Below are 13,522 nucleotides of genomic sequence, written 5' to 3'. Positions count from 1 at the left end.
AACATGCCCTGGCATATTTCTTGACGTTCCTCCCGAAGCCACCCTTCGGACATAGCAAAACTCCAGCCCTTTGACTGGAGTTTTGGTTTGGTGGGCGAGGGTGGATTCGGACCACCGAAGCAATGATGCAACAGATTTACAGTCTGCCCCCTTTGGCCACTCGGGAACTCGCCCATATAAAAATGTAAAAATGGAGCTGGTGGACGGACTCGAACCCCCGACCTGCTGATTACAAATCAGCTGCTCTACCAACTGAGCTACACCAGCGAATGAGATGAACATGATGTGTGAAGTCAGTAGAATAAGTCTACACAACAGAGTCACACCAGCAAAAACTACTTATCTTACTTGGTCGGGGCGACAGGACTCGAACCTGCGGCATCTTGGTCCCAAACCAAGCACTCTACCAAACTGAGCTACGCCCCGGTTTAGACATGTCATTTTATGACAGCTTTTATAGTTTACCATAAGGGCTTTGCTTTGTCAAGTATTTCTTCTCAAATTATCATATGGAGAAAAACGCCGGATTTACATAGAAAAATATGTATCTTAAAAAAATAAAAAAGCCCGGAAAGTCCGGGCTTTTTTATTTAATAATTACGCAAGTCTTGCTTTCAGTTCATCCAGCTGTTTCTTCATCTCAGCGGGGAGTTTGCTGCCAAACTTGCTGTAGAACTCTTCGATACCCTGTGCGTCTTCTTTCCAGAGACCTTTGTCAACGCTCAGCAAATCTTTGATGGTATCAACAGTGATATCCAAGCCTTCGATGTTGATGTCCTCAGGTTTGGGCTCGTAGCCGATTGCAGTTTCAACAGCATCTGCTTTGCCTTCACAACGGTTGAGAATCCACATAAGAACACGCATATTATCGCCAAATCCAGGCCAAATAAAGTGACCCTCATCGTCGGTTCTAAACCAGTTGACATTAAAGATTTTAGGAGCTTTGTCGCCCAATTTTTCGCCCATCTCCAGCCAATGAGCCCAGTAGTCACCCATATTGTAACCACAGAAGGGAAGCATAGCCATGGGGTCACGGCGAACGACACCTACAGCGCCAGCAGCAGCGGCAGTGGTCTCAGAAGCCATAATAGAGCCTACAAACACACCGTGTTTCCAGTCAAAGGACTGGTAAACCAGCGGAGCGGTCTTAGCGCGGCGGCCGCCGAACACGATAGCGGAAATCGGAACGCCCTTAGGATTGTCAAACTCTGGGCTGATGCAAGGGCAGTTCTTAGCGGGAGCGGTAAATCTGGAGTTGGGGTGAGCCAACTTGTTACCGTCTGCAATATACTCCGGTCCGTTTACCTTGGCGCCTTTCCACTCGGTAGCGTTGACGGGAGGATTCTTATCTAGGCCTTCCCACCAAACAGCATTGTCGTCATTGTTGATTGCAACGTTGGTGAAGATGGTGTTCTTTTCGGTAGAATGCAGCGCATTGGGATTGGATTTTACATTGGTTCCGGGAGCAACACCAAAGAAGCCGTTTTCGGGGTTGATGGCCCAGAGGCGGCCGTCGTCGCCCTGACGGAGCCAGGCGATGTCATCGCCGACAGTCCAGACTTTATACCCCTTCTTTGCGTAAACTTCCGGAGGAATCAACATAGCCAGGTTGGTTTTACCGCAGGCGGAGGGGAAAGCAGCACAGATGTATTTCACTTCGCCCTGAGGATTTTCAATACCCAGGATCAACATGTGTTCAGCCATCCAGCCCTCATTTTTGCCCTGGTAGGAAGCAATTCTGAGCGCAAAGCATTTTTTGCCCAGCAAAACGTTTCCGCCGTAACCGGAGTTGATGGAACAAATCATATTCTCTTCGGGGAAATGAACGATATAACGTTTTTCGGGATCGATATCAGCCTTTGCATGCAGGCCGCGTACAAAGTCGTTGGAAGTATCACCCAGCTGGACAAAAGCTTGTTTGCCCATACGGGTCATAATATCCATATTTAAAACAACGTAGATAGAATCGGTGACTTCTACACCGACTTTAGACATTTTAGAACCGATAGGACCCATGGAATAGGGAATTACATACATGGTTCTACCCTTCATGACGCCGTCATACATGGGGGTCAGCATAGCGTGCATCTCTTTGGGGTCTTTCCAGTGGTTGGTAGGGCCAGCATCTTCCTCTTTGACAGAGCAAATAAAGGTACGATCCTCTACACGGGCAACGTCGTTAGGGTTGGTTCTATGATACAGACAGCCGGGAAGTTTCTCCTCATTCAGTCTCATCATTTCGCCAGTGGAGACCGCCTCGTCGCGCAGAGCATTCAGCTGCTCTTCACTTCCGTCGATCCAAACGACTTTGTCAGGTTTGCAGAGTGCGACCATTTCATCCACCCACTGCAACACGTTTTTGTTGTTGGTTAGCATTTGTTTTTTCCCCTTTCGGTTATAATATATCGAAAATTACCAATTTTCCACAAATATAATTTTAGAGGTGATTTGTCAAAAAATCAATAGCTAAATTGTTAACAAATTGACAGTCTTTCTCGTAAATTTTCTATTTCCCGTTTCATCCTTCATTTTACACAACAACTGCCTGACTTGCGTTGTGTCAAGTCAGGCAGTTGTTGCAGTTAATCCGAATCACTCGGCTTGTTCTTTGATAATCTGAGATATAATGCCATAATCATTGGTAAGGATGGTATCGATGCCCATGTGAAGGAATTTTCTAGCTTCCTCGGGATCATCCGACCAAAAAACATTGCAAACCATTCCATTTCTATGCGCTTTATCAATCATTTCCTGATTAAACCACGGTTTAAAAAGCTGAATTTTTTTGCAATCATATTTTATGGCTCTTTCAACCATCTCCCAAGGAGCATCACCGCCGCCGCAGCACCTACATATATCGGGGGCAATATTTCTGAGTTGTTCCAAAACAGTGTCGTTTCCCGTCATAAAGTAAACATATTTCCGGCAATCATATTTATCTATCAGTGCCACAATATCTTTTAAATACTGTTCAGGCAGTGGATCGGTATTGTTTTGAGATTTAATATGTATATTCATCACCGTATGACAAGAAAACTTTTCGAGTATTTTTTCAAACGTCAAAACCTTCAAGCCTTTAAAATGCTCACCGTGAACCGCACCAAAATCAAGTTGCAAAAGTTCGTCGTAGGTTTTTTCATAAATAAAACCATGTCCATCGCTGACTCTGTCCAATGTTGAATCGTGACTTGAAACGATTTTGCTGTCTGCTGTCTGCCATAAATCGAATTCAATTTCTTCAGCGCCCATGGCGACTGCGGCGCCAAAGGCGGGCAGACTGTTTTCCGGAGCCACCGTATTAAAGCCCCGGTGAGCACATATTCTCGGATAGGGCATAATCGCATCCGGCTTTACGATCGCGCTTCCAGCGGGGCGATATTTCCAGGGGCGCCTGCCTTTTTCGATATATTCATAATGTGCAGCAGGGGGATTGCCATATCCGGCCGGCTTATAATACTTGTTTGACAGGTCTATATCCGCCGTTTCCATTCCGATGCGACTCCTCATGTTGCAAAGCACTTTGCCGTCGGGCGCAACCACCATGCTTGCACCACCGATATCAGACGCTTCGTCCATCGATACCGAAGAACGGATAACAAAAGCATTGGTGTTATATGCCAAAAACTGAGACATAACCTGACTGGCCCGATGGGTATCGCTTCGCTGATGGGAACAGCCGATAATGATGTCCAGCTTCTGCCTCGCCATATTTGCAAAGGCCTCATAAAAATAGAAATCATAGCAAACCAGAAATCCGAATCGAATGCCTTCAATCTCTATTACGGTTGGCTCAGAAAATTCAAAAGTGTAGCCACTGTCAAGCTTTAATTCAGAAACTTCGCCCGGCACCAGATGCTGTTTGAAGTATTTGCCCGCAAGTCTGCCTTCCCGATCAAAAGCGTAGGTGGTATTTCGAAGGCCCTTTTCGCCCTGGCTTCTGGCATTTATAAAAACCATTGCGCTACACCGTTTGGCGGTGTTTGCAGCTTCCTTTAAAAGAATATCTCTATACCTGGACGAACTCTGCTCCGCTTCATTTTTGTTTTTTGCAAGAGCAGGACAATCGCAGGATTCGGGCATAACAATAATATCTATGGTTTCGTCACAGGCCCTTAAATATTCCAGTTCCTTTTGAAACAATTCGTTAGAGCGTTTATAATCTGTAGAATATTCCGGTTGAACGATGCAGACTTTCATAGAAACAACCTTCTTTCCTGATCGACTACGTTCTTTGAATCGCAATCTCCAGAATCTTTACTTCTTCGTATGGCTTGTCGCTGTGGTCTACATGAAGATTTCCGATATTGTCCACCACGTCCATTCCTTCAATCACCTGTCCAAACACGGTATGGGCACCGTCCAGCCAGGGCGTACCGCCGACTTCCATATACTTCTCGGCCACGTCATCAGAAAAGCTTTTGCCCTGACGTTTAAGCATGGCGAAAATCCTCTCATCCATTGCCTCTGGGCCGGCCTGGACGATAAAAAACTGGCTGCCGTTGGTGTTGGGGCCGGCGTTGGCCATGGAGAGCGCGCCGCGGAAGTTTCTCGCTTCCTCGCTGAATTCGTCCTCAAAAGGCTTGCCCCAGACGCTCTCTCCGCCCATGCCTGTTCCGGTGGGGTCACCGCCTTGGATCATAAAATCCTTGATGACCCGATGGAAAATGATGCCATCGTAGTACCCCTGTTTCGCAAGAGAGGTAAAGTTTTCCACTGCCTTTGGCGCAACCTCGGGAAAAAGCAAAATTTTCACGTCGCCCATATTGGTTTTCATTACGGCAATTTGGTCGCCTGCTTTGCATTCTCTAAAATTTAACATTGTCTTTCTCCTTATATTTCATTATTCTTCTGAAGATGTGCTGGAATCGGAACTGCTTCCACTCTCTCCTACTGCGCTCGCAGCAGAAGCCGCATCCAGCTCTTCCTGTTCCTTCTGGCTTTTTTCCTTAAGTGCATTCAGTTCCTCGGTAGTAAGACAGTTTTCCAGCGAATCGAAGTGGGCGGGATCGTAAGTGGACAAGGTAACCTTGTTAATGACAATGTCCTCCTGGGGGCGCTTAACCGCCATCAATTCCACGCCATTTTTTTCGGCCTTTTTCAATTCTTCTTCTGTAGGCTGGACTTCGTTATAGGCAACCTGCGTCATGGCGTTGACCACATCCATCCCGCTGATAACCTTGCCGTAAACCGAATGGTACTGGGAATAGGCGGGAATGCCGCCCATTGTCTCAAACGCGTTTTTCATCATCACCGGGAAACCATTTTCGCTCATCTGAGTCCGATCCTCTTGGGTGAGCTCAGCATCGCCCAAGAAGAAAGAACGGGAATCATAATAGGGCTTTTTAAAGAGGGCGCCCTGCTGATAGGTGATTGTGCAGACACTCCCCGCAAAGGGCCAGAGGTTTTGGGAGTACTCTGCTTTCTTGGGCTTATCATCGTTCGTTTTTCCCTCTTCGCCCTCTTTGTCTGGGCTTCCGAAGGCAGCCACCTTATAATCCGGGTCAATCTGAAAAATCACTTGGCCGTCAAAGTAACCCTCATTAACCAAATCTTTAAAATTCTGGACAATTTCCGGAACCTCGTCGGTGTAGAGCAACACAGTGATTTCTCCCATACTGGTATCGAATACCGCAATATCCTGACCTGCCTTCGGTTCCTCCAGCTGGACATAATTGATTGATGCAGGATCAATTCCTCCCGTACCGGAGCATCCGGTGAACAGCATGGATAAGGCTAGCAGCGCCGGCAGTAATTTCAGTAAACGTTTCACGTGCGATTCATTTCCTTTCTTTGGGAAAACATTCATTTATCCCTGTTGTTTTACGAAAGTTAGTGGTCAAAACCACTGTACAGTTATCATATAGTATATAGTAGAAACGGCCACAATTCAAGGAGATTTAAAAAAAGTTCACAGTTGCCGCTCATAACAAAAAGTACGGCCAGTCTATGGCCGTACTTTATTTAAAGCCGTATCAGTTTTTGCAGCAAAAAGTGAATGATAAGCCAAATTATCGGGTAGCAGAACATAATCAGAGGAGAAAGCTGCTTGGTCGCGCCTAAAAATCCGAAAACAGCAATCAAAAGGACTCCCAGGATAATAGAACTGACCATCACAACCTGGGCCACTGTCATCATCACCCGCATCCGCTTGGAAGCGGCCACAGAACATGCCATAGAAGCAAAACTGCCGTTATTTATGGCCACTGCGGGCCGAGTCTTTACTGGCTGACTGCATTCGTCATAGAGCCTGCTGAGCTTGTTGGGCAGAATTTTAAAAAAATTCGGTTCAATGGCAAAGAGCCCTGAAAGACGCTCTTTGGTAACAATAGAATCAATGGTCCGCACACTGAGTCCTATGTCGCTGCTGTAAAGCATCTGCACCGCTTCTTCCGAAGGGATTGTTGGATGGAGAGTGAAGATAAACACCGCAGTCAGTTCGCCTGACGTAGAGAGGTAGACCAGATCGCTGCCCTCAGAGGTAAAGCGCCGCTCATAGTCGACACTGGGAACTCGAATATTGTGAGAAGCCATCAAATCCCGGTTCCCAATCAGGATCCGCCGATTGTCAATCCATGCGGAAAGGCCCATTCCGTCTTCATAGTGGAGGTTTTCCGCTTTGTGCAGCAGTTCTGTCCGGTTGCCGATGATCTTTAAAAACACATCGGTCATGATACTCCCTGCGGTACTCAGCACGCTGGCAGCATCCAAAATCGCCTCATCAATCCGCATTCCTTCGAAAGTCTTGATGCCGTTGAGCATTACCGCCGCCGGCGGAAACAGAGATTTTGCCTCTACGACAGCTACATTGACGTCGCCGTAATTGAGTCCGCATTTTTCCCCGCTGATCAGGCCGTTAAACTGAGCTGCTTTTTTCGAACAGCGAAGCAGGGGATAACATATGGAATAAAGATTCACCATTGAGGCAAACACGCAGGTTATTGCCGTCATAATTGTAACTGCCAGGTGGCGTTGTTTGGTAAATAAAAAGGTAAATAGGGCCACCGCCAGGGCCAATGCCGTCCCCACCAAGGTCAGATTTCGCCCGAGCCGGTCACTGCCATCCATTGAAAGAGAAAGCTTCATAAAATCCGACACCTGATCGGTTTTCCGATTCACCACCGGGTAGGCTGTGTCGTCCACCAGGCCTTTGCTCAACTCGCTTGCAGCCCGGCTGTCCCAGATGATCTGTGACTCGTATGTTTCACTGTTGGCATTGAGGGTATGGAGGTTGCGGACAGCTGTTTTCAGCGTCAGCGTCCTCGCCAAAAATGCAAGGCCCAGTATGAGGATCCCCACAGGCAGGTATTGATGGATGTTGGGGTTTGAAAGCCCTTTTGGGAAAGCAAGTTGGGTCAAATACTGTATCATGCAAAAGGCGTAAGTCACCGTGGGCATAATGTCCCGGTTGGGTTCCAGCCGCAGGATCGAGCGTACGCCGCTCATCAGCACCGGAAAGCCCAGCACGCCAGAAATGATCCCAATGCCTCCCGCTGTCAGCAAAAACGGCAAAGTAGGGATAAATCCAATTCCAGTGGCGGCATTTAAGTAAATCATCATCGACAGAATAAGGGATGCAACCGCCATTATCAGCAAAAAGGTGCCCCTCACGGTGGAAGCTGCTTTTTCTTTCAACAGAAGTGGTTCCCAGTCCTTTTGGCGCTCCGTGGAGGCCTCTTCCTCAAATTTCTGAAAACATGGAGCAAAGTCCAACCTTCTCTCAAAATCCGGCTCTTCTTTTTTCTGGTTAAAGTGGATTTCTGGAGTTTCCGCCCGCTCTTCCTCCGCAGGGGACTCCAACGGGGATGTCTGAGGCGGCTTGTGCTCTTGGCGAATTCCTTCGATGTCAATGGAAAAATTGCCGCTGTTCTCCAAAGAGAGACTCTGCCCGTCAGATTTCGGTACCTGTGGGGCCCCCACCTTTTGTGGCTCTGGAGCAGGATTTGCCAGCATAGACTTTCTCGGCGCCGCCTGATGTACAGCAGTTGGTTCCGACCGCTTGGCCGGAGTAAATTCTTTGGTGGGAGGCTCCGCAATGAAAGGGTCCTCCTTTTGTTTAACAGTCTGTTTTTCATTCACGATATTTTGCAAAAGGGCATCTACATCGACTATATCTTCCTCTTTATGAGCCGAAGAAAGTCCGACTTCCAGCAAAATATCATCCAATGAGAATTTTTTATCGTCCATTTCGGCAAACACATCCTCCCGTCGTTCTGAGCCACATCAGCGTTCCTTGGGCGCAAGGGCCTTGAGCTTGCTGCGTTGCCTCGCCACTTCGTACATAACGATGCCGCCCGCCACTGACGCGTTGAGAGATGTAATTTTTCCTTTCATTGGGAGGGTGACCAAAACATCGCATTTTTCTTTGAGCAATCTGCTGATGCCCCGCCCTTCAGAGCCGACAATCAGTGCAACACCGCCGCTGAAATCGGTCTGACACCAGGTCTGTCCCTCCATATCACAGCCGTAGACCCAAAGCCCCTTTTCCTTCAGCTCGTCCACTGTGGCGGCGAGATTGGATACACGGGCCACCGGAAGATGGGCCGCCGCTCCCGCCGACGCCTTATACACTGCTGAAGTGACACCGACATTGCGCCGTTTTGGAATAATGATGCCATGGGCGCCCGCTGTCTCAGCCGTACGGATTAAAGCTCCGAGATTGTGGGGATCCTCGATTTCATCCGCGATGATAAGAAAGGGCTCCTCGTCGTTTTCCTTTGCCTTGCAGATAATATCATCCACATTATAGTACTGCACCGCCGAGAGGGTCAGCAAAACCCCCTGATGATTCACGCCGCCCGCCATAGCATCCATTTTCTGCGGAGAAATCTCCTTCACCGGGTAGCCCAGTTGCTTTGCCTCCGATATGATTTTTATAATGGTACCGCCTGCCTGACCTTTTACAACAAATACGGTATCCACCTTATCCTCGCTGTTCAAAGCTTCCAGCACTGCGTTCCGTCCGGCGATCACATTGTCGTACAGATTGCCTTCTTCCGCCTGTCTGCGGGAAAAAGAGCTCTTATTTCTCTCGTTTGTTTTCATCCTCGTTCATCCGCCCATCTGATATTTTATATTCCCATCTTCTGCCTTCCCGTCCATATCAAAGAAAAACAGACCGATTTCAACATAATTTTACAGAATAAGTATATCATATTCCACGGATGAATACAACGAGTTTTATTCAAAACTATCTGCTTCAATTCGTATTTTGGTTAGGAGTATAGCTTGCTATAGAACCAATCGGCAATTTACAAAAAGATATAAGCAAGGGCCAGCAGCAACATCGGATCAGACTCTTCCCGCATTAGGACGAGGAATAAAAGAATCAACACGATTCGATCCTGATCTAAGTGAAATTGGTCAAGTATTGCCTGAATGGAACTACCAAATGAAAAAGGAGGGGGAGGAGACTGGGATGTGCCATGGTGGGGAGGCGGAACCTCCTGCCGGGGAGGAGGAACCGAAAACGCCGGCATTCCCCCAACTGGCCTATTATGCGAAGGCGACTGTCTCATATTCATTTGGTTTGGGTTATCCATCTGCTGGCCATTGCTTTGATGAAGTCTTTGTTGTGCCCTTCTTTGCATTTCTCGGACCCGTTCCGCAGCATCCCGCTGCATGGCCATAATTTCTGAGGAGGAATACCCACTATTGTATTGCGCCATACTCTCCCTCTTCCTTTCCGATACCTTAATCAACCGCCCAACAGATTATTCAGCATTCCACTTTCCTTCAGTATAGGCAGTAGGGAAAGAAGCTTCATAATCCGGACGGCTTCATCTACTTTATGACGCCGCTCTTCTTTGAGCAGAGGTTTTAGTGATTTGAGCAGCATCGTATTGGGATTATCCTGCTTGACCGCCTGCATCAGCTGCTGGAGCCTTATGATGTCCGCTGGAGTAAACAAAGGGGCAGAATCGTCCTGTTTTTCACCCTGTTCGCCGCCGGTCAGGCCTTTAAGCAGTTCATTCAAATCCGGCATTTGCCCATTAGAACCGCCTTGGGCAGTCTGCGCAACGCCTTGACTCAAACCGATATTCTCCAAAAGGCCGTTGAGGTCAAAGCCCTGTCCTTCCTTCTCCGCCTCTTTAGACGGAGAAGACTCGGAAGAGCCGATTCCCAACATCTGTGCAAGATCCTGAAGCTGTTTCATGCCCTCTTCGCTGCCCAGGATATTTTGAAGGGTAGAAGTCAGGTCATCCATCTTGAAAGCCGTTCCTTTCTGAGGTTAAAACCCAGTGATTTGTCTATCCAGTGGCCTATTTCTCGTCGGTTACTCCCCAAGGAGTTTTTTCAGCATCTGCTGTGCCTGAGGCGTATTGATCACCTGTTGAGCAAGTTTGGGATTGTTCAACAGAGTCTGCAGTTTCTGGCTGTCATTGGGATTTAAGCTGCCCAGAACGCTGTCGTATTTGCCGGCCGCCAGCTGCTGCTGAAGTGCATTGGGGTCTTTCCCCAGTTTCTTTCCAACCATCTCCAACAGCCGATTGGTATTAGGATTCTGTTTCTGGTTGACGGCCCCTGTATTCTTTTGATTCTGATTCATATGTGTCACCATACCCTTCTCTCACTCTATTTAAATATTGGGCAAAGCCAATCTGTTCTCGCAGCAAGCTGAATTCTTCATTTGACGAAACAATATGGATATACTATACTTATGAGGAAAAACAAGTGGTTATGAAACAATCTGAGGCTTTCATGAAAGGAAATACACCATGCGCATCATTGTTTTGTCTGATACTCACCGCCGGTTCCGGGAATTTTACGATATTGTTGAAAAGCATCGTCACGAGGCTTCTCTGTTTATTCATCTGGGGGACGGACAGCGTGAAGTGGACGACATGCTGGAACTTTTCCCCGATCTGAATCTGAACTGTGTCCGAGGCAACTGCGACTATGGCAGCATCCTTCCTGAAGTCAAAATCGTCACAGTAGAGGACCAAAAGATTCTCTGTACCCACGGCCACAGCCTTTTTGTGAAATCCACACTGGAACCTTTAAAGAAGCTTGCTTTACAGAATGGCTGCTGTATAGCATTATATGGTCACAGCCACAAAAGCGATACTCATTATGAAGACGGAATTTATTTTATGAACCCTGGAAGTCCTACCCAACCCAGAGGCTGCAATCCGTCTTACGGCATCATCGACATTACACCTCAGGGAATTATACCGTTTATTGTAGAATTGTAAGAAGCAAAATCTCTCTATGATATGAGCCGTTTAGAGGCGCACGTCAAATAAAAAAGAAAAGGGATTCCCTTGGGGAATCCCTTTTCTTTTTGTAGTATTTATTTGATTTTTTGTTGGACGGTGGCCAGCATGCCATAAAGTCCTGCGTTGTTTCCTAACTTTGCGTGTTTCACTTCTACACAGCGATAACTTGGCATAATGCGTTCCTGGAGCCGTCCATTGACTCGATCAATAATGTACTGCTCATTCATTATTCCGCCGCCCAAAACGATGCAGGATGGATTAAAGATGTGTACGAGGCTCACTAAGCCCAGTATAATCTCTTCGATCCAATCATTGATAATCTTTTCTGCCTCCTTGCTGCCAGCATAGAATTCCTTAAAAATAATGCGGCCGCTTCCCCATTCGGGATTAGCCTCAAAAGAATTCCGCACAAGAGCGGTACAGGAAGCATACTGCTCATAGCAACCCCTTTGTCCGCACCCACATTTCAATCCGTCAGGATGGACGAGGATATGGCCCATTTCACCCGCCACACCCTTAGCACCGCCATAGATTTTGCCATCAATTATGATGGCACCACCGATACCAGTACCATAGGTCAGACAGATAAAGTCCTTCTGTCCCACAGCAGCTCCGTAGTATGCTTCGCCTATCGCAGCGGCATTGACGTCATTTTCCACAAATACAGGCTTATGGTATTTCTCTTCCAAAATATTCTTGAGGCGCATACCGGTATAATTCGGAATATTTTCATTGGCAAAAATGATGCTGCCCTCTTCGCTGTCTACCTGCCCAGCCGTGCTGATGCCGATAGCATCGAAATCTTCACAGGCATCGATGATTTTCTGAATATTCTGCAGAACAACTGGGCCGCCCTGTTTCGCCTCAGAAGGCATCTCATGGGGATTCTCCATTACGCCGTCGTTCATCAAAGCGGTTTTAATCGCCGTTCCACCCACGTCCAGTGTCAAAATTTTCATGGTTTTCCTCCGTCAGCGGATTTAGCGGATAGCCGCAACAAATCGTTTGGTAATATCGCGGGGCCTAGTAATTGCGGTTCCCACTACCGCGGCGAAAGCGCCCTGCGCCAGTGCCTCTTTCAGCTGCTCTGGAACCCAAATGCCGCCCTCGGCAATAACAGGGACATCCAATTCAGTTGCGAGACGATGAATCATATCATAGTCGGGCAGTGTTACGCCCTTGGTGTAGGGTGTATAACCGTGCATGGTGGTACCCACCAGATCAAAGCCCAGTTTAGCCGCTTGAATCCCCTCTTCGTAAGAAGAAGCATCCGCCATAAAGAGCTGATTCGGGTATTTTTTGCGAACTTCGCCAAAGAACTCTTCCAGAGTCTTTCCATCAGGGCGGATCCGGTTGGTGGCATCCAACGCCATGATGGACACGCCTTCTTCCATAAGGGCATCAACTTCCTTCATGGTGGGAGTGATATAGACATCGCTTCCCTCATAAACCGCCTTAATGATACCGATTGTAGGCAGGTCAACCGCCTGCTTGATGGCGTGGATATCTTCCACTGTGTTGCAGCGAATGCCAGCGGCACCGCCTTCTTTGGCCGCAAAGGCCATTTTCGCCATAAACTCGGAGCCATGGAGAGGCTCGTCAGGAAGTGCCTGACAGGATACAATCAGTTTTCCTTTAATTTGAGCCAAAATCTCTTGATTTGTCATATCAATTACCTCTTTCTGTTTTTATCAATTCAAACTGCATACAGTATAACATATTTTTCAGCCAAAAATCAATAAACCAGCTACCATTCTTAACTTTTAAGTTCTAGCATTGCGTAATACAACTTTAGGTTGTGTGAAACCTGCTCACTTTTAAGCCATATTAATTCTGCACATCCAGATAGTATCGTGCGTTACTAACAGCATGTGCATATGAAGCAAAAAGATGCCTCAACCACGCCTCTATGGCGAGCCGATATGCAAAGATACCTGGCCATCGTTGCATTACCAAAGCGCAAAACACAGTGTAGATTCAGATTGTAAGAATATATTTTTTCAGACTACCAAGGTCTTGCTTAGACTTTGAGGCTATTATACCGCATATTCTTGCAACTGACAAGCAAATTTCGCACAAAAAAAGAACCTTAGCATTAAAGCTAAGGTTCTTTTGCACATCAATTGATCTTATTTGACCCACGCGCCGGAAGCGTCTAACTTGTAGCCGCCCACGGTGGTGTTAGCTGCCATTTTGCCGCTGGCGTTAAAGTAGTAGCATTTGCTTCCTACCCAGTTCCAGCCAGTTGCCATGGCTCCGCTGTCTTTCAGGTAATACCAGGTATTTCCCTGCTGCAGCCAGCCGGT

12 protein-coding genes, 3 tRNA genes and 1 pseudogene are annotated in these 13,522 nt (G+C 47.3%); 1 reads left to right on the top strand and 15 read right to left on the bottom strand.

The genetic code is table 11. The features are described 5' to 3' along the window. Positions 1-88: 88 nt before the first annotated feature. The 12 genes from H8710_RS13145 to H8710_RS13090 form a co-directional block, all read right to left on the bottom strand. Positions 89-174 (bottom strand) — tRNA-Tyr (locus H8710_RS13145). Between the two features lie 17 nt (positions 175-191). Further along, a tRNA-Thr gene (locus H8710_RS13140) sits at positions 192-267 on the bottom strand. Positions 268-349: 82 nt separating this feature from the next. After that, a tRNA-Pro gene (locus tag H8710_RS13135) sits at positions 350-426 on the bottom strand. Positions 427-597: 171 nt separating this feature from the next. After that, the gene (locus H8710_RS13130) at positions 598-2,376 is read right to left on the bottom strand and encodes a phosphoenolpyruvate carboxykinase (GTP) (RefSeq protein WP_249296305.1); all 1,779 of its coding nucleotides are present in this window, start codon (positions 2,374-2,376) and stop codon (positions 598-600) included. Between the two features lie 216 nt (positions 2,377-2,592). After that, positions 2,593-4,197 (bottom strand): glycerophosphodiester phosphodiesterase family protein, encoded by a 1,605-nt coding sequence (locus H8710_RS13125; protein ID WP_249296303.1) that lies wholly within the window; start codon positions 4,195-4,197, stop codon positions 2,593-2,595. Positions 4,198-4,222: 25 nt separating this feature from the next. Beyond that, positions 4,223-4,819 (bottom strand): peptidylprolyl isomerase, encoded by a 597-nt coding sequence (locus H8710_RS13120; protein ID WP_249296301.1) that lies wholly within the window; start codon positions 4,817-4,819, stop codon positions 4,223-4,225. A 21-nt stretch (positions 4,820-4,840) separates the two neighbouring features. Next, positions 4,841-5,770 (bottom strand): peptidylprolyl isomerase, encoded by a 930-nt coding sequence (locus H8710_RS13115; protein WP_249296300.1) that lies wholly within the window; start codon positions 5,768-5,770, stop codon positions 4,841-4,843. A gap of 191 nt (positions 5,771-5,961) precedes the next feature. After that, a complete protein-coding gene (locus H8710_RS13110) occupies positions 5,962-8,184 on the bottom strand; it encodes a hypothetical protein (protein WP_249296299.1) in 2,223 nt (740 codons plus the stop codon). Positions 8,185-8,220: 36 nt separating this feature from the next. Further along, complete coding sequence (rlmB, locus tag H8710_RS13105; RefSeq protein WP_249296297.1) at positions 8,221-9,042, bottom strand: 23S rRNA (guanosine(2251)-2'-O)-methyltransferase RlmB; 822 nt, start codon at positions 9,040-9,042, stop codon at positions 8,221-8,223. A gap of 206 nt (positions 9,043-9,248) precedes the next feature. After that, a complete protein-coding gene (locus H8710_RS13100; protein WP_249296296.1) occupies positions 9,249-9,665 on the bottom strand; it encodes a hypothetical protein in 417 nt (138 codons plus the stop codon). 29 nt (positions 9,666-9,694) lie between these two features. Next, positions 9,695-10,204 (bottom strand): hypothetical protein, encoded by a 510-nt coding sequence (locus H8710_RS13095; protein ID WP_249296294.1) that lies wholly within the window; start codon positions 10,202-10,204, stop codon positions 9,695-9,697. 69 nt (positions 10,205-10,273) lie between these two features. After that, the gene (locus tag H8710_RS13090) at positions 10,274-10,546 is read right to left on the bottom strand and encodes a hypothetical protein (RefSeq protein WP_249296292.1); all 273 of its coding nucleotides are present in this window, start codon (positions 10,544-10,546) and stop codon (positions 10,274-10,276) included. Positions 10,547-10,715: 169 nt separating this feature from the next. Here H8710_RS13090 and H8710_RS13085 point away from each other — a divergent pair, with 169 nt between their 5' ends. Next, the gene (locus tag H8710_RS13085; RefSeq protein ID WP_249296290.1) at positions 10,716-11,192 is read left to right on the top strand and encodes a YfcE family phosphodiesterase; all 477 of its coding nucleotides are present in this window, start codon (positions 10,716-10,718) and stop codon (positions 11,190-11,192) included. 98 nt (positions 11,193-11,290) lie between these two features. Here H8710_RS13085 and H8710_RS13080 read toward each other — a convergent pair whose 3' ends face one another. The 3 genes and pseudogenes from H8710_RS13080 to H8710_RS13070 form a co-directional block, all read right to left on the bottom strand. After that, positions 11,291-12,175, bottom strand: coding sequence for an ROK family protein (locus H8710_RS13080; protein WP_249296289.1), 885 nt, complete (start codon positions 12,173-12,175; stop codon positions 11,291-11,293). Positions 12,176-12,196: 21 nt separating this feature from the next. Then, positions 12,197-12,883 (bottom strand): N-acetylmannosamine-6-phosphate 2-epimerase, encoded by a 687-nt coding sequence (locus H8710_RS13075; RefSeq protein WP_249296288.1) that lies wholly within the window; start codon positions 12,881-12,883, stop codon positions 12,197-12,199. A gap of 462 nt (positions 12,884-13,345) precedes the next feature. Beyond that, a pseudogene (locus tag H8710_RS13070) lies at positions 13,346-13,522 on the bottom strand (N-acetylmuramoyl-L-alanine amidase family protein); the annotation flags it as partial.

The sequence above is a fragment of the Fumia xinanensis genome (assembly GCF_014384905.1).
GTDB lineage: Bacteria > Bacillota > Clostridia > Oscillospirales > Ruminococcaceae > Fumia > Fumia xinanensis.
Note: the sequence above shows the minus strand (reverse complement) of the source record. Positions and strands in the feature narration are given on the sequence as shown.